The organism is Paenibacillus amylolyticus (assembly GCF_047302515.1).
GTDB lineage: Bacteria > Bacillota > Bacilli > Paenibacillales > Paenibacillaceae > Paenibacillus > Paenibacillus amylolyticus_G.
The window spans coordinates 4,968,147-4,985,949 of sequence record NZ_CP168019.1 but is presented as its reverse complement, the minus strand read 5'-3'; the positions used below and the strand labels follow the sequence as shown (position 1 = coordinate 4,985,949).

The 17,803-nt window shown below is 45.8% G+C and carries 11 protein-coding genes, 3 rRNA genes and 1 pseudogene; 11 read left to right on the top strand and 4 right to left on the bottom strand.

From position 1 onward, the window contains the following. Window positions 1-81: 81 nt before the first annotated feature. Window positions 82-839: pseudogene (locus ACDJ59_RS21710) on the bottom strand (class I SAM-dependent methyltransferase). 281 nt (window positions 840-1,120) lie between these two features. Here ACDJ59_RS21710 and ACDJ59_RS21705 point away from each other — a divergent pair. The 3 genes from ACDJ59_RS21705 (at window position 1,121) to ACDJ59_RS21695 (ending at window position 3,536) form a co-directional block, all read left to right on the top strand. Then, window positions 1,121-1,537, top strand: coding sequence for a VOC family protein (locus ACDJ59_RS21705; RefSeq protein WP_047840603.1), 417 nt, complete (start codon window positions 1,121-1,123; stop codon window positions 1,535-1,537). Window positions 1,538-1,683: 146 nt separating this feature from the next. Continuing rightward, window positions 1,684-2,283 (top strand): TetR/AcrR family transcriptional regulator, encoded by a 600-nt coding sequence (locus ACDJ59_RS21700; RefSeq protein ID WP_413409885.1) that lies wholly within the window; start codon window positions 1,684-1,686, stop codon window positions 2,281-2,283. A gap of 32 nt (window positions 2,284-2,315) precedes the next feature. Beyond that, on the top strand, window positions 2,316-3,536 hold the full coding sequence (locus ACDJ59_RS21695) for an MFS transporter (RefSeq protein WP_413405684.1): 1,221 nt from the start codon (window positions 2,316-2,318) through the stop codon (window positions 3,534-3,536). A gap of 101 nt (window positions 3,537-3,637) precedes the next feature. Here ACDJ59_RS21695 and ACDJ59_RS21690 read toward each other — a convergent pair whose 3' ends face one another. From ACDJ59_RS21690 to licT, 3 genes are all read right to left on the bottom strand, one after another. Beyond that, window positions 3,638-5,047 (bottom strand): glycoside hydrolase family 1 protein, encoded by a 1,410-nt coding sequence (locus tag ACDJ59_RS21690; protein ID WP_074093605.1) that lies wholly within the window; start codon window positions 5,045-5,047, stop codon window positions 3,638-3,640. A gap of 42 nt (window positions 5,048-5,089) precedes the next feature. Then, a complete protein-coding gene (locus ACDJ59_RS21685; protein ID WP_413405681.1) occupies window positions 5,090-6,985 on the bottom strand; it encodes a beta-glucoside-specific PTS transporter subunit IIABC in 1,896 nt (631 codons plus the stop codon). 184 nt (window positions 6,986-7,169) lie between these two features. Then, entirely contained in the window at window positions 7,170-8,030 is an 861-nt protein-coding gene (gene licT / locus ACDJ59_RS21680; protein WP_413405679.1) for a BglG family transcription antiterminator LicT, read from the bottom strand. Window positions 8,031-8,342: 312 nt separating this feature from the next. Here licT and ACDJ59_RS21675 point away from each other — a divergent pair, with 312 nt between their 5' ends. The 8 genes from ACDJ59_RS21675 to ACDJ59_RS21640 all read left to right on the top strand — a co-directional run bounded on the left by ACDJ59_RS21675 (window position 8,343) and on the right by ACDJ59_RS21640 (window position 17,535). After that, the gene (locus ACDJ59_RS21675) at window positions 8,343-8,510 is read left to right on the top strand and encodes a DUF3934 family protein (RefSeq protein ID WP_074093608.1); all 168 of its coding nucleotides are present in this window, start codon (window positions 8,343-8,345) and stop codon (window positions 8,508-8,510) included. Window positions 8,511-8,675: 165 nt separating this feature from the next. Continuing rightward, window positions 8,676-9,107 (top strand): MarR family winged helix-turn-helix transcriptional regulator, encoded by a 432-nt coding sequence (locus ACDJ59_RS21670; RefSeq protein ID WP_413405677.1) that lies wholly within the window; start codon window positions 8,676-8,678, stop codon window positions 9,105-9,107. An 80-nt stretch (window positions 9,108-9,187) separates the two neighbouring features. Next, window positions 9,188-10,363 carry a YhgE/Pip domain-containing protein gene (locus ACDJ59_RS21665; RefSeq protein ID WP_413405675.1) on the top strand — a complete coding sequence of 392 codons (1,176 nt, stop codon included), beginning with the start codon at window positions 9,188-9,190 and terminating at the stop codon, window positions 10,361-10,363. Window positions 10,364-11,065: 702 nt separating this feature from the next. Next, window positions 11,066-12,618 (top strand): 16S ribosomal RNA (locus ACDJ59_RS21660). 306 nt (window positions 12,619-12,924) lie between these two features. Further along, a 23S ribosomal RNA gene (locus ACDJ59_RS21655) occupies window positions 12,925-15,850 on the top strand. Window positions 15,851-15,929: 79 nt separating this feature from the next. Then, window positions 15,930-16,046 (top strand): 5S ribosomal RNA (gene rrf, locus ACDJ59_RS21650). Together the 16S, 23S and 5S rRNA genes form the textbook arrangement of a ribosomal RNA operon. Window positions 16,047-16,258: 212 nt before the next feature. Beyond that, window positions 16,259-16,882 carry a deoxynucleoside kinase gene (locus tag ACDJ59_RS21645; protein ID WP_413405673.1) on the top strand — a complete coding sequence of 208 codons (624 nt, stop codon included), beginning with the start codon at window positions 16,259-16,261 and terminating at the stop codon, window positions 16,880-16,882. Then, window positions 16,879-17,535 (top strand): deoxynucleoside kinase, encoded by a 657-nt coding sequence (locus ACDJ59_RS21640; protein ID WP_036672670.1) that lies wholly within the window; start codon window positions 16,879-16,881, stop codon window positions 17,533-17,535. The genes ACDJ59_RS21645 and ACDJ59_RS21640 overlap by 4 nt, the downstream gene beginning before the upstream one ends. Window positions 17,536-17,803 lie beyond the last annotated feature (268 nt).

The following is a 17,803-nucleotide window of genomic DNA, read 5'->3' as shown; positions in this document are numbered from 1 at the left end:
ATATAAAGACCCGGTCACCATGTTTTGGTTCTCACATGTGACCGGGTCTTTATTGTTTCATTTTATTCAATATGGGATCATTTATTTCCGAGCAGTAATCATGAAGCGTGCCGAGTTGGTATGAATGCCCTTCTCGTCGTGATGTTCATTCACAAACTGCTGGAAACGCTCGAAGTCAGTGTCTACCTTTCCGAAATCGGGAATGATGGGTGCATGGGTTAGGAGAAACATCAAATCTTCGGGTGTAGCGTAATGCTCCACCACATTATATTCACGGGTCTGAATGTCACGGAAACCTGCTATTTGAAGTTCATGCTTGTATCGTTCCATCAATGTACCAGGTTGAATGCCAAGGCTCTGTCCACGGCCAAAAGCTTCTGAAAGGTTGGATTTATCATGTTCGCTGACCTGCTGGGTTAGAAATATCCCACCCTGAGCAAGAACCCTAAATACTTCTGAAGCAGAGAATACAGAGTGTCTGGAAGATACTACATTAAAGAACTGATCAGGAGAAAAGCCAGTTTTTCTGCGTCCATATGAAGAAAGCGTACATTGGAATGACCGCCCGTAGTCTGAAGATTATGCTGTGCGGTCTCAATCATTCCTTGAGCGAGATCAATTCCCACCAGTAATAAGGCATCTTCCGCAATGGAAAGAATAGCTTCTCCACCACCTGTTCCAATATCCAGCAACAGATCGGACGTTCGCGTATGGCGAACAACTTCATCATAGAAGTTCCATCCGATGTTCTCCGAGACAAGGTTCATGGAGCTGAAGTTCCAGCCATTCGTCCGGCCTACGCGTTCATAAAAATCAGCATAATTTATTTTGTTTTTCATTTTCATATTTCCTCCAATGTGAGTTTGTTTGAACAGGACAAGAGAGTTGTGCCAAATCGTTCTCGTGTATATGGTCGAATAGGATCAAATTGGACAGACGTATCCCTTGATAGCTGGTACGCGTTTTGACCCAGCCCGACGACTAATTACTTCGAACCATTCGGAGCAACATCCATGTCACCTCACAAGTTGGAATATCACTAATTATATTCAATTGACAGCGTATACGCGAGGTGTTATTTTGAGGTGGAATCTATTCTATGAGTTCGAGGTGATCGATGGTGGCTATTCGTGCTAAGCAGATTTTTGTCAATTTACCTGTTCAAGATTTGAAGAAATCCGTTGAGTTTTTTACCAAGGTGGGATTTGAGTTTGACGCCAATTTTACAGACGAGTCTGCTACTTGTATGATCATCGGGGAAAATATTTACGCCATGCTTCTGGTGGAGGAACGTTTCCAATCCTTCATTTCGAAAAAAATCTCCAATGCTGCCGATACAACCGAAGTCATCGTTGCCCTGTCTGTAGATAGCCGTGAGCAGGTGGATGTGATTGTACAAGCTGCCCTCGATGCAGGAGGGAAGCCATCCAACGAACCACAGGATCACGGATTTATGTACGGATGGAGTTTTCAGGATCTGGATGATCACCTGTGGGAAGTTTCCTATATGGATCTCAGCGCTTTTCCTTCAGAGTAATAAAATGAAAATAACTAGAGCCTTCCTAGATTAATAGGAAGGTTCTTTTTGTCATTCGTACCTTTTTCATTGCTTATATTGGGTGCATCTGTTAAAATACAGAACGAATGTTCAGTATGCATGGGACGGAGTGAAATGGAATGAATATGAATAAAAAGCAACTTCAAACCGAGCAGACCAAGAAGAAACTTGCGGATGCTTCCAAAGCCCTTTTTGTACAAAAAGGTTATAAAGCAACGTCCATTGAGGATATTGTAGCTGCGACGGGCAGCAGCAAAGGCAATATATATTACCATTTTAAAAGTAAGGAAGGTCTGTTCCTCTATCTAATCGATGAGTGGGATCGGGAGTGGGAAGAGAGCTGGGCGGCCAAAGAACATCTCTATCACACCTCCACGGAGAAAATTTATGGTTTGGCGGAACAATTAGTTCTGGACGATATGAATCACCCGCTGACGAAGGCAGCTGATGAGTTCTTCACAGGGGAAAAGAAAGAAAATGATATTGAGGAGCGGATCTCCTTAATGTTTGAGCGGCATATTCAATTTAATAAACAAATGATAGAGCAAGGCATTGAGAGCGGTGAGTTCAAAGCAGACAATGTAGATAATCTTGCGCTCATATTGGAGAGTACCATTATTGGTCTTAGTCAGATGTCACGGGGGATGGAGCCTGATCAGGCTCTCGCTCTATATCGTCAGGCCGCTAGTGTATTCTTGCACGGGATTGCAAACGATAAAGCTTAAGCAACATTTTGACAACTACGGAGGATGGAATCATGGCATTACTAACACGGAACAGGGGCGCACTGCTGCTGTTAATGTTTAATATTTTTCTCGTTTTTACGGGTATTGGTCTGGTTGTACCGATCATGCCTGCGTATATGGATCTACTGCATATCACCGGATTCACGGTTGGATTGCTGGTAGCGGCTTTTTCCTTCACCCAGTTTCTGTTCTCCCCGCTTGCGGGTCGTTGGTCGGATACTTGGGGACGTAAAAAAATTATCGTTGGCGGCATGCTGATCTTTGCCGTATCCGAGTTTATGTTTGGTGCGGTCAATGCACCAGTCTTGCTCTTCGCAGCGCGGATGCTTGGTGGTATTGGTGCGGCGATGATCTTCCCGGCAGTTATGGCTTACACCGCAGATATTACAACAGAGGAAGAACGCGGTAAAGGTATGGGCTTGATTAATGCAGCCATTACAACCGGATTTATCATCGGTCCGGGAATTGGTGGATACATTGCGGACTTTGGCATTCGAATTCCGTTCTACGCCGCTGGGATTGCCGGTTTGCTGGCATCCATCATTACATTAATTATTCTGCCGGAATCTGCACGAAGTACAGGAGAACAAAGTAAACCTATCCCTGGTTTAACGAAGGTCAAAGCTCCGGGTATGGTATCCCAATTGCTGAATTCGTACCGTGAACCGTACTTTTTCAGCTTGATTATTGTGTTTGTTATGGCATTTGGTCTGGCGAACTATGAGACGGTATTTTCACTATTTGTGGATCACAAGTTTGGCTTCACGACCAAAGACATTGCATTTATTATTACATTTGGCTCCATCGCGGGTGCGGTTGTGCAAGTATCCCTGATCGGTTGGTTGCTCAATCGATTTGGTGAAAAGATGGTCATTTCAGTCTGTCTGTTATTTGTAGCCGTATTTGTACTGTTGACCTTGTTTGTAAGTACGTACTGGATGATTCTTGTCGTAACGTTTATCGTCTTTCTGGGTATGGATATTTTACGTCCAGCGATCAGTACACAGATGTCCAAACTGGCACAAGAACAACAGGGCTTTGTGGCCGGACTGAACTCGGCGTACACCAGCTTGGGGAATATCGCAGGTCCAATCGTAGCTGGAGCATTGTTCGATGTGAATATTAACTATCCTTATGTTTCAGCAGCTGCCGTTCTGGCGATCTGTTTCCTTTTATCCCTACGGGTAATTAGAGGGGCCAAAGCGGTAAAACAACCGAAGGCTGAAATGTAATTTTATAATTGGAAAAGAAAGCTTCCACATCAATGCATCAACACCAAAAAAGTCGACTACACATGTTTCATGTGCAGTCGACTTTTTTAATAGTACGTGTATTAACGAATTTCTCCATTCGTTTCAATCAGTTTTTGATACCAGTGGAAACTTTGTTTGCGGATACGTCTCAATTCCTTAATATCGAATTCCTCACGATCCACATAGATGAATCCATAACGTTTGCTCGACCCTTGATGTGTGCTGACCAGGTCAATCGCAGACCAAGGGCAGAAGCCAAATACATCCACGCCGTCTGTAATCGCCAGTTGAATCTGTTCGATATGTTTATTGAAGAATTCAATACGATATGGATCGTTAACCACGTCGCCTTCCTCTAGTTTATCAAAAGCACCCAGACCGTTTTCCGTTACAATCAATGGCAGATGATAACGAGAGTAGATCTGGCGCAGGGTAGAGCGGAAGCCCACGGGATCAATTTCCCAGCCAAACTCCGTTTTTTGCAGATTGGGATTCACAGATCCTCTATATGCGCCCGGTTCACCTACGATTTCATGCTGGTCTCCTGTATGGGAGAAGTCATTACCATCGTTTAGACTTTCACCAACCGTTTGGGAAGTGTAGTAGTTAAACGCAATAAAGTCAGGGTTTCCTTGAGCCAGGATGTCCATATCTCCGTCTTCAATGACAGGCGTATATCCTTTCTCTTCGAGATAACTCCAGGCAATATGATTATAACGTCCATATACCGCCATATCGAGATAGAGCCAGTTACGAATGGCAGCATAGTTATCAGCCGCGAGTGTGTCTTCTGGTTTGGAGCTCGCCGGGTAAATTACACCGATATTAGGAGCTGGGCCAATCTTGGCTTCAGGCAGCATTTCATGACACAGTACCATAGCTTTAGCTTGAGCAACCAGCATGTGGTGATTTTGCTGATATAGTGTTTTTTGCGGATCAACTAGTGTTGTATCCAGTGTACCCAGAGAGCCAGGATGCAGGATTAGCATATTTTGTTCGTTGATGGTCAGCCAATATTTAACCCGATCTCCGTAGTTCTCATATAGGGTCTTGGCATATTGTTCAAAAGCATCAATCGTTGCTCGGTTAGACCAGCCGCCTTTTTCTTCAAGCGCATAAGGAAGATCGAAGTGATACATCGTCACAATGGGTTCAATACCGTATTTAATTAACTCATTAATGAGAGAATCGTAAAAGGCGAGTCCCTTCGGATTCACCTCACCCGCTCCTTGCGGATAGATGCGTGTCCATGCGATGGAGAAACGGTAGGCTTTGAAGCCCATTTCGGCGAGCAACGCCACATCTTCTTTGTACATATGATAGTGATCACTGGTTACCTTGAAGTCGGTTACGCCTTCCACATGATTCCCCATGTCGATGACAGAAGGGCCTTTACCATCTTCATTCCAGGCTCCCTCAATCTGATAGGCAGAGGTTGAACCTCCCCAGAAAAAATCTTTAGGAAATGGTTTCAGTTGAGTATGTTTCATAGTTAGTTCCTCCTAAATTGAATTCGTATAATATAAGTTGGGTCAGACTACGAGAGTCAGCAGGACATCATTTTTCTGTACCTGTGCCTGAGTTGTTTCGAACACATCCACTTCTTGTTGCGTTAGAGTGACAATGACAGGTGTTACGGTTTCGTATCCGGCTTCCTTGATCTTATCGATGTCAAACTGGATCAACAGATCGCCCTGTCTTACGATATCACCTTCTTGAACGACAGGAGAGAAGTGTTTTCCCTTTAGCGCTACTGTGTTGATGCCAACATGAATCAGGATTTCCGTTCCTGCGTTTGTGGTTAATCCAATGGCATGTCCTGTCGGGAAGAGGGAAGTGATAACACCATCTACCGGAGCGACAACTTCTCCAATCTCAGGGACAATCGCCAAACCTTTGCCCATAGCACCAGTCGAAAAGGCGGGGTCGTTAATGGTACTTAGTGCTACGGCCGTACCTGTGAGTGGGCTATAAATTTGTTCTTTCTTGATCTCCGTTGTTTTAGTCTCAAGTACGACAGGAAGTTCTGCTGGTGTACTTTCAGCCGATGTGGAGACAGATTCGTTTGTCTCGGAAACTGTATCTTTGGTTTTGCTTTCATAACCGAACATCACGGTTAATACCGCAGCTACCGCAAAGGAGCAGGCAATCGCAATTACGTAGACAACCGTTGGTGTATAGACAGGAATGGCAAATATATTGTGGAACACATAAGCAGTCATTTTAACACCAAAGTGACCATTGATGGCACCGCCGATCGCACCTGCGATAACCACGATAGGAATCACACGTTTATAACGCAGGATCAGACCATATACAATTGGTTCAGTGACTCCTGCAAGTAAACCTGTAAGGCTGGTTGAGCCAGCAAGAGTACGCAGGGTTTTGTTCTTTTTGGCTTTCAGGAAAATACCGAAGGCTACACCGATTTGTGCAAATACAGCTGCAGCAGCCATGGCTTCAATTGGATCGCCGCCAACCCCGATATTCTGTATCGTGATTGGAGTAAAGCCCCAGTGGAGTCCGAACACAACCATGAAGGTCATGAATCCACCCAGTACAACCCCTGATAATATACCGCTGACACCAATGAGCCAAGTTACGCCGGAGGAGATCCAGTCACCTACCGTGGTGCCAAATGGTCCAAAGGCCATTGCGGACAGAGGAACCATAATCATCAAAGCAATCATTGGTACAAGGAACAATTGCAGGTCTTTCAAAATGATTTTCTTGAGTAACTTATCGAGAACAGCGTAGATGCTGATCGATATGAAGATTGGGAATACGCTGGCTGAATAATTCATCATGACAACCGGGATACCCAGGAACGATACATCTGAGCCCTTATCCATCAGCCCGGTGAAGCTCGGTTCCATCAGAGCGGCACCAATTACGCCAGCTACATAAGGATTGGCTTTCAGCTTCATACCCAGTGTGATGCCAAGGAAGATGGGCAAGAAATAAAATACAGCGTTGCCGGCAGCGGATAAAATCAAGTATGTGTCACTTGTATCCGACATCCATCCGAGCATGGTCAGGACAGTCAGCAAAGCTTTTAGCATACCTGATCCTGCCATAGCCGGGATTAACGGCGAGAAACTTCCGGATATAATTTCAAAAACTTTGGATATTAGCGAGGTTTTTTCCCCTGTGGACTCAGCCGATGAGGAGGAATCTCCTCCGAAATCCCGGTTTTTCATAATCTCCGCATATACATGAGCCACGTTACTACCGATGACCACCTGGAACTGGCCGCCGCTTTCGACAACGGTAATAATGCCATCGTGTTTTTCAAGCGTTTCGCGTTCGGCCTTTTTCGAATCTTTCAGGTCGAATCTCAGCCGGGTCGCACAGTGGACAAGACCGTTGATATTGGCTTCTCCGCCGACGAGACGAACGATGTCATCCCCCATTTTTTTATGATCCATGTTCATTCTCCTTTGTTGGTAAGATTGCCTGAAAACAAAAAAATACCTAAACGAATGGCTATGATCATCGGAAAGATGACCTGTTGCCAATCATTTAGGTATCGCCTGCTTTAGCAGTAACAATCCTTGTCGTTAAGTTGTGAGACCTACTATATATGACGCCGAAATCGTTTGCAAGCTTTTTTTATTCCGTGTCCAGCAACTCGTTACGGGAAGTGACACGTTGAATATGGATCGTCAAGTACACCTTTTCATCAATGGACAGGGCACTTTCAAACCTTTCCTCAAGGTACTGATTGATCCGCTGTGTGCACTCAAAAGCGTTGCTGTATTTGTCTTTCACTTGCTCATACAGAAAGTTATCTCCTGAAGCAAATTGCTCCTGTTCATTACTCAACATTCTCTGCACAAAATATTGAAGATGGGTAATAAACCGGGAATAATTAAATGAATTTTCATCCAAGGCGATGTGGTGATGGTTGGTCACAATGTTGAAGATATCATCAATAATTTCAGTGATTTCAACGGTTTGTTTCATGCCTTGAGCATCTTGACGAGCGTTTACAAAATGCATCGCAATAAAGCTGGCCTCATGTTCATCCATTTGGATGCCGAATTGTTCCTGGATCAGCTCCACCGCGTTCATGCCAATCCCAAACTCCTTCTTGTAAAACTTCTTGATCTGCCACAAAAGGGAATTTTTCAGCCCGACGGATTTACGGTACCGGGTAATGGCAAACTGAATATGATCGATCAATGATATATAGATATTATCACTAAAAATATCGCCCATTTCCTGTTTGGCATGGCCCACAATTTCGTCTGCTAACTTCAAATATTCAACAGACGTTTCCCCAATCAGATCGATTAGTTTTTGCGGTATTTTATCCGATTTCAGCACAAAGGTTTTTTCGATTTTATCCTCATCCACAGGCTGTCCGTTTTTCTTTTTGAAGCCAAGACCGTTGCCAATGACAACAAATTCGTGACCAACCTGGTTCTTAGCCCGGATGACATTGTTGTTAAAAATCTGACGGATGATCATATATGTGTTTCACCTCAATTGGTCGTAATAAAAACAAAAAACCCAAACTAAGGCTTAATAGACAGCCTTGGTTTGGGTATCGCCTGCTTACCAGTAACAATCCCGAAGAAGACGCAGCTTCCTCTTTCAATTATGTCCACTATACCGCTTTCATAACAGAATAACAATACAATGATTTATGGAAATGGACGTAAAGACGTGGATTTTTGGTATAATAAGAAATGCTGGAAGTGAATTAGATGGGCTGGGTTGCATAATAAGTTACCGAGGACGGTCATTTTTAAGCATATACAGGATTATTGGAGTGATAACATGAGCAATGCAAAAGGAAAAGGCGGCACCGGCCGTGGTACGGGTAAAAAAGGCTGGAACCGTTGGCAAGCCGCTGCTAACCGGGCGAAAAGTGCACCGAAGCCTTATAAAAGTAAAGGCACAAAGAAGAAGGACGATACCGAAACTTCAAGTGGCAAGCCCGAGTAAGTATGGCTTGACGATGCCAGAGGAGAGAGCTGCCTGACTAACGGGTGGGTCTCTTTTTGCTTGAAAAGATAAAAAATTAAATTGACAGTGATGTAAATATGGTAATAATATAGAGCTTACGCAAATTAGATGGTAGTGCTACTATATAGAGAAAGGAGCATCAGCATGCCTGTTAATATGGATAAAAATCCACTTGGACAGATTCTGTCACGGACGTATCTGGCATACAAAAAAACAACAACCAGAAATCTGAGTGAACAGGATATTACTCCGGAACAATTTGCAGTTCTGAATGAATTGAGCAAGGCTGGAAGCCATATATCACAGAAAAAACTGGCTGAATTAACAGTGCGGGACCAGACAACTGTAGGCAAAATTATAGACAAGTTGATTCGCAAAGGTCTGGTGACAAGAGAAGAAGATCCACAGGACCGCAGAGCGGTATTGCTTTGTTTGACTGCGGAAGGACTGGAAATGAATAACGATCTGACACCAAAAGCAAAACAGCAAGAGCAAGAGGCACTCGCCGAATGTTCTCCTGAAGAGCTTGAAGCATTCATGAATGTGATGAATCGCATCTATGAAAAGATGAAATAAATTTTTTTGGCCAAATATGTGCATGTGCATATATATGTAGTGCAATTATTTTAATTTTAACTAACGGGAGTCGTGAACGAATGAAAAGTTTCAAAGATTTTCTTAAAGTGCCACAGACAAAAATAGGATTGGTTTTTGCATTGATTGTTCCGCTGTTATTTGTTGTGATCTGGATGACGGGTTATCATCAAGCCACGGAGAGAGTGGATCAACTTCAAGTTGCTCTGGTGAACGAAGACGGGACACAGGGAAAAGAGGTGCAGAAGCAGATTGAAACGCTCGCGCCTTTCCATGTCAATGTACTGGGTTCTGCCGAGGAAGCTGAGCAACAGATGAATGCAGGTAACTATGCGATGGTTATTGTTATTCCGGAAGGATTCACTGACCAGATTGCAGGAGGCACAGAGGCGAGCTTACCCTTTTATATCAATCAGGGAAATGCCGATGTAGCCAAATCCATTGTGGAACATGCTGCGACCGGAATGACTGCACAAATGGGTCAAGGGATTCTGGAATCCAAGGTTCAAGTGACACTCAATAACGATAGTATAAACAGCGATGAACTGAGTGCAGCTATTGGACAAGCGATGGCAAAGATGAATGAAGGGCCTGTGAAGGCTGAAATTAATAAAACGAACAGCGTGAGTGATTTTGCAACATCGATGCTGCCCATGATTCTGGGTTTTATCACCTATATTGCTTCGATGACTATGAATATTCAGTTTAATATTACGTCGAATATCATGAAGCGTACCCATTCCAAATGGGAAATCTTCTGGGGACGGCAATTGCTGTTATTGTGTATAGCTTTGATTGTTCCCCTAATTGTGGATACAGTAGCTCTTCAGTTCACAGATGTTGCGAGCTCCTTCGGCGCTTTGTATGTGTATCATGTGCTGGTGAGTCTGGCTTGTATCTGTTTTACACAAATGAGTTTTGCCCTGTTTGGCAATGCAGGCCCTCTATTTAATGTAGCGATGGTTCCACTCCAGTTGATGACAGCAGGAAATATCATTCCAGCCGAGATGCTGGCGCCATTCTACCGTTATATCGGTAACTTTCTGCCCGCTTCAAATGGGGTACAGGGATTTATGCGTTTGATCTATAGTGGAGAAGCAGTGGGGGGATACATGGTTCATCTTCTGTTGATCTCGATTATTACATGGGCAATTACGTTGCTGCGAGTTGGCATGCAAAAAGCAGGTAATGGACAAATGACGATGACGCCTCCAGCATCAGCACAGGCACAACATTAAGAGTTTCCTTCTATTTATAATGTAATAACACACAAGAAAGTGGTTCACGTATGGTTATATGCGTGCATCACTTTTTTTGTGTATCTTCTATAATACTTCTACTTATACTCGTGGTAACTTACAGTGCCCCCAGTAATCTTGCATGACCTTGATAAAAGGACAACTTAAATTGAGCATATTAATGAAGCTAAATTATATGAGAGGAGATGTAGGCTAATAAGTTTAAAATCAATTAGACATGTATTGCGATGTATGAATGGAAAGAATGTCATTTAAGCTATAATAAACTTTACTCTGGGATAGAGGAGAGCAACACAGTAAAGGTAGTTGATTTGTGGTAAATGAATTTTATTAAATTAAGTATTGTAATTAATATCTATACGTGATATATTATTAATCCGGCCAAGAAAACATGGTTTAACACTGGTGCGGCAAGCGAATGAAATAAGCTTCGAAAGAAACTTGAAAAAAGAGCTTGCAAAGTTGGTTCGGACATGATATTATATAAGAGTTGCTGAAGAGAACGACATTCGGTAACGAAATAAGTTTGATCTTTGAAAACTGAACAACGAGTGAGTAAACATTCTGCTTGCAGAATGAACGCAAAAGTTTGAAACAAGCCTTGGCTTGGATCGACTGGAGCACAAATGAGATTTTTAATCTCGTCAGATTCAAAATGAGCTTATCGCTCTTTTCAATACTTTATTGGAGAGTTTGATCCTGGCTCAGGACGAACGCTGGCGGCATGCCTAATACATGCAAGTCGAGCGGACTTGAAGAGAAGCTTGCTTCTCTGATAGTTAGCGGCGGACGGGTGAGTAACACGTAGGCAACCTGCCCTCAAGTTTGGGACAACTACCGGAAACGGTAGCTAATACCGAATAATTGTTTTCTTCGCCTGAAGAGAACTGGAAAGACGGAGCAATCTGTCACTTGGGGATGGGCCTGCGGCGCATTAGCTAGTTGGTGAGGTAACGGCTCACCAAGGCGACGATGCGTAGCCGACCTGAGAGGGTGATCGGCCACACTGGGACTGAGACACGGCCCAGACTCCTACGGGAGGCAGCAGTAGGGAATCTTCCGCAATGGGCGAAAGCCTGACGGAGCAATGCCGCGTGAGTGATGAAGGTTTTCGGATCGTAAAGCTCTGTTGCCAGGGAAGAACGCTTGGGAGAGTAACTGCTCTCAAGGTGACGGTACCTGAGAAGAAAGCCCCGGCTAACTACGTGCCAGCAGCCGCGGTAATACGTAGGGGGCAAGCGTTGTCCGGAATTATTGGGCGTAAAGCGCGCGCAGGCGGTCATTTAAGTCTGGTGTTTAATCCCGGGGCTCAACCCCGGATCGCACTGGAAACTGGGTGACTTGAGTGCAGAAGAGGAGAGTGGAATTCCACGTGTAGCGGTGAAATGCGTAGATATGTGGAGGAACACCAGTGGCGAAGGCGACTCTCTGGGCTGTAACTGACGCTGAGGCGCGAAAGCGTGGGGAGCAAACAGGATTAGATACCCTGGTAGTCCACGCCGTAAACGATGAGTGCTAGGTGTTAGGGGTTTCGATACCCTTGGTGCCGAAGTTAACACATTAAGCACTCCGCCTGGGGAGTACGGTCGCAAGACTGAAACTCAAAGGAATTGACGGGGACCCGCACAAGCAGTGGAGTATGTGGTTTAATTCGAAGCAACGCGAAGAACCTTACCAGGTCTTGACATCCCTCTGATCGATGCAGAGATGTATCTTTCCTTCGGGACAGAGGAGACAGGTGGTGCATGGTTGTCGTCAGCTCGTGTCGTGAGATGTTGGGTTAAGTCCCGCAACGAGCGCAACCCTTATATTTAGTTGCCAGCACTTCGGGTGGGCACTCTAGATAGACTGCCGGTGACAAACCGGAGGAAGGTGGGGATGACGTCAAATCATCATGCCCCTTATGACCTGGGCTACACACGTACTACAATGGCCGGTACAACGGGCTGCGAAATCGCGAGATGGAGCCAATCCCAACAAAGCCGGTCTCAGTTCGGATTGCAGGCTGCAACTCGCCTGCATGAAGTCGGAATTGCTAGTAATCGCGGATCAGCATGCCGCGGTGAATACGTTCCCGGGTCTTGTACACACCGCCCGTCACACCACGAGAGTTTATAACACCCGAAGTCGGTGGGGTAACCGCAAGGAGCCAGCCGCCGAAGGTGGGATAGATGATTGGGGTGAAGTCGTAACAAGGTAGCCGTATCGGAAGGTGCGGCTGGATCACCTCCTTTCTATGGAGAATCGTTTCCTGCAACGGAAACATTCAAATAAGCAGCTTAGCTGCAAAACACTCACTCGTTGCTCAGTTTTGAGAGCTCAAACTCTCAAACAGCTTGCTTTTGCATGGAGCTTGTTCTTTGAAAACTAGATATCGAAACGAAACAAACGCGAATTAGAACATTCCTTTTTAGCTGAACTTGTGTTAAACAAGTTTCAATAAAAACGGTAGATTGCACGTACGATGGTATCGAATGGGAGCGACTTTTGGCTTTGCGCAAGCAAAACAAGGGAAGCGAGCAGTCGAAACCGGAGCACGAGGTTAAGCTACTAAGAGCACACGGAGGATGCCTAGGCGCTAGGAGCCGATGAAGGACGTGGCGAACAACGAAACTGCCTCGGGGAGCTGTAAGCAAGCTTTGATCCGGGGGTGTCCGAATGGGGAAACCCAGCTGGGGTAATTTCCAGTTACTCATAACTGAATACATAGGTTATGCAGAGGCATACCAGGGGAACTGAAACATCTAAGTACCCTGAGGAAGAGAAAACAATAGTGATTCCGTCAGTAGCGGCGAGCGAACGCGGAGAAGCCCAAACCAAAGAGCTTGCTCTTTGGGGTTGTGGGACGTCTCACATGGAGTTACAAAGGAACCGGTTAAGCGAAGAGGTCTGGAAAGGCCCGCCAAAGAAGGTAAAAGCCCTGTAGTTGAAAGTTGGTTCCCTCCGAGACGGATCCCGAGTAGTGCGGGGCACGTGAAACCCCGTATGAATCCGGCAGGACCATCTGCCAAGGCTAAATACTTCCTAGCGACCGATAGTGAAGCAGTACCGTGAGGGAAAGGTGAAAAGCACCCCGGAAGGGGAGTGAAATAGAACCTGAAACCGTGTGCTTACAAAAAGTCAGAGCCCGTTTTAGGGGTGATGGCGTGCCTTTTGTAGAATGAACCGGCGAGTTACGTTCCCGTGCAAGGTTAAGGTGAAGAGCCGGAGCCGCAGCGAAAGCGAGTCTGAATAGGGCGACTTAGTACGTGGACGTAGACCCGAAACCGGGTGATCTACCCCTGTCCAGGGTGAAGGTGCGGTAACACGCACTGGAGGCCCGAACCCACGCATGTTGAAAAATGCGGGGATGAGGTGGGGGTAGCGGAGAAATTCCAATCGAACTCGGAGATAGCTGGTTCTCCCCGAAATAGCTTTAGGGCTAGCCTCGGAAAACAGAGTCGTGGAGGTAGAGCACTGATTGGGTGCGGGGCCCGCAAGGGTTACCAAGCTCAGTCAAACTCCGAATGCCATAGACTTACTTCCGGGAGTCAGACAGTGAGTGCTAAGATCCATTGTCAAAAGGGAAACAGCCCAGACCATCAGCTAAGGTCCCCAAGTGTGTGTTAAGTGGGAAAGGATGTGGAGTTGCACAGACAACCAGGATGTTGGCTTAGAAGCAGCCACCATTGAAAGAGTGCGTAATAGCTCACTGGTCGAGTGACTCTGCGCCGAAAATGTAACGGGGCTAAACACACCACCGAAGCTATGGCTTGATGCTTTGCATCAGGGGTAGGGGAGCGTTGTATAAGGGTTGAAGGTGTACCGTAAGGAGCGCTGGACATTATACAAGTGAGAATGCCGGTATGAGTAACGAAAAGATCAGTGAGAATCTGATCCGCCGAAAGCCTAAGGGTTCCTGAGGAAGGCTCGTCCGCTCAGGGTAAGTCGGGACCTAAGGCGAGGCCGAAAGGCGTAGTCGAAGGACAACAGGTCGAAATTCCTGTACCACCGTAAGCCGTTATGAGCAATGGGGGGACGCAGTAGGGTAGTGACGCGGACTGATGGATGTCCGTCTAAGCAGTGAGGCTGATGTGTAGGCAAATCCGCACATTGTAAGGCTGAGCTGTGATGGGGAGCGAAAATTATAGTAGCGAAGGTCATGATCTCACACTGCCAAGAAAAGCCTCTAGCCAGGTGAAGGTGCCCGTACCGCAAACCGACACAGGTAGGCGAGAAGAGTATTCTAAGGCGCGCGGAAGAACTCTCGTTAAGGAACTCGGCAAAATGACCCCGTAACTTCGGGAGAAGGGGTGCCCCGGTAGTGTGAATAGCACGAGGGGGCCGCAGTGAAAAGGCCCAAGCGACTGTTTAGCAAAAACACAGGTCTGTGCGAAGCCGTAAGGCGAAGTATACGGGCTGACGCCTGCCCGGTGCTGGAAGGTTAAGGGGAGTGGTTAGGAGCAATCCGAAGCTGTGAACCGAAGCCCCAGTAAACGGCGGCCGTAACTATAACGGTCCTAAGGTAGCGAAATTCCTTGTCAGGTAAATTCTGACCCGCACGAATGGCGTAACGACTTGGGCGCTGTCTCAACGAGAGATCCGGTGAAATTTTAATACCTGTGAAGATGCAGGTTACCCGCGACAAGACGGAAAGACCCCATGGAGCTTTACTGCAGCTTGATATTGAATTTGGGTACGATCTGTACAGGATAGGTGGGAGCCTTTGAAGCATGAGCGCCAGCTTGTGTGGAGGCAACGTTGGGATACCACCCTGATCGTATCTAGGTTCTAACCTGGTACCGTAATCCGGTGCGGGGACAGTGTCAGGTGGGCAGTTTGACTGGGGCGGTCGCCTCCTAAAGAGTAACGGAGGCGCCCAAAGGTTCCCTCAGAATGGTTGGAAATCATTCGAAGAGTGCAAAGGCATAAGGGAGCTTGACTGCGAGACCTACAAGTCGAGCAGGGACGAAAGTCGGGCTTAGTGATCCGGTGGTACCGCATGGAAGGGCCATCGCTCAACGGATAAAAGCTACCCTGGGGATAACAGGCTTATCTCCCCCAAGAGTCCACATCGACGGGGAGGTTTGGCACCTCGATGTCGGCTCATCGCATCCTGGGGCTGAAGTAGGTCCCAAGGGTTGGGCTGTTCGCCCATTAAAGCGGTACGCGAGCTGGGTTCAGAACGTCGTGAGACAGTTCGGTCCCTATCTGTCGTGGGCGTAGGAAATTTGAGAGGAGCTGTCCTTAGTACGAGAGGACCGGGATGGACGTACCGCTGGTGTACCAGTTGTTCCGCCAGGAGCACCGCTGGGTAGCTATGTACGGACGGGATAAACGCTGAAAGCATCTAAGCGTGAAGCCCCCCTCAAGATGAGATTTCCCAGTATGTAAGACCCCTTGAAGACGACGAGGTAGATAGGCTGGGGGTGGAAGTGCAGCAATGCATGGAGCTGACCAGTACTAATCGGTCGAGGGCTTATCCAATAGCAAGTTGTAATTCGCATGTTTCGTTTCGAATCTAGTTTTCAGAGAACGATCTCTGAAATGTAAGCTAAGCTATGCGTTTGGTGGCGATGGCGGAGGGGTTCCACACGTACCCATCCCGAACACGACCGTTAAGCCCTCTAGCGCCGATGGTACTTGGACCGCAGGGTCCTGGGAGAGTAGGACGCCGCCAAGCAATAGGAAGACACACTTGATGATATCGAGTGTGTCTTTTTTATTTTAATGTAATTCATTTAATGTAATTCATTTAATGTAATCCTTAGTTCAGATTTAACTTGTTATATACATAAAATACTGGCGTTCCAATCCTTAAAGCTGTGATACAATAGGTGAGGTCTATATAGAAAACGGAAACACGCATAAGTACGAGGAGGAACAGTGAACACGATGAAATCAGCCCCGTTTATTGCCGTGGAAGGTCCGATCGGAGCGGGGAAAACAACGCTGGCAACGATGCTTTCCCATGAATTGAATCTTCCGTTAGTTAAAGAAATCGTAGAAGAGAATCCATTTCTGGCTTCCTTTTATCAGGATATCGACGAGTGGAGTTTCCAATTGGAAATGTTTTTTCTGTGTAATCGGTTTAAACAACTGGAAGACACGGGCGTTCATTATGTAGAGCAGAATACCCCAGTCATTTCAGACTATCATATCTATAAAAATATGATTTTTGCCGATCGTACCTTAAAGGGAACGAAACGGGATAAATATCGTCAAATCTATCATCTGTTAACAGATGATCTGCCAAAGCCCAACCTGGTGCTCTATATTGAAGCTGAACTCGATACGTTGATGTACCGCATTAACAAGCGTGGACGCTCATTTGAGCAGGATATGGACCCGGCATATATGGAACAACTGATCACCGATTACAAAACAGGCATGGACTATCTGGCAAATAGCTCAAATCCGCCAGCAATCATTAAGGTTAATGCAGAGCAACTCGACTTTGTGGAACATCCTGAACACTTCAGGCAAATTGTTAATCAGGTAAAGGAGTATATCATATGAATAACTATGGCATTCCAACGAATGCATTAATTACGGTAGCAGGTACGGTTGGAGTGGGTAAATCCACGTTAACGGCTGCGCTTGCACAGCGTTTGAATTTCAAGACTTCTCTGGAACAAGTTGATCATAATCCATATTTGGAGAAGTTCTATCATGACTTCGAGCGTTGGAGCTTCCATCTGCAGATTTATTTTCTGGCAGAGCGCTTCAAGGAACAGAAAAAGATTTTTGAACTAGGTGGGGGATTCGTACAGGATCGTTCCATCTATGAAGATACGGGCATTTTTGCACAAATGCATGCAGATCAAGGAACCATGTCTGCTACTGATTTCGAGACATACAGCAGTTTATTTGAAGCAATGGTAATGACACCGTATTTCCCACATCCAGATGTGCTGATCTATCTGGAAGGCAGTCTGCCTTCGATTTTAAACCGTATTACGGAACGCGGACGTGAGATGGAGATTCAGACGGATCGTTCGTACTGGGAGCATATGCACGAGCGCTATTCCGTGTGGATTGATCAGTTTACAGCTTGCCCTGTGCTGCGTCTGAACATTGATGAGTATGATGTGCATGATCCGGCATCGGTGGATGCCATTTTGGCACAGATTGCAGCTGTCATTCAGCCTTCCAAGGAAGTGCAAAGGTAAGATAGAGCGAGTTTTCCAATGTATTTTCTGGGTTACATTGGTTATATCTATGATACAGATATGGACAACATCCCTTATACGGCTATTATGCTGTTGGAGGGATGTTTTTTTATGTGCCAAGGGAATGATTATGAGATGGTTGTAGACAAAACTAAAATGATATATTCGAGCGAATAAGGAAATGGATGCTTTCTATTATATAAATACATGGTCACCAAAAGTAGAAAAATGTTGAATAATAGGTCTTTTTGTGGTTTCATAGGAAAGG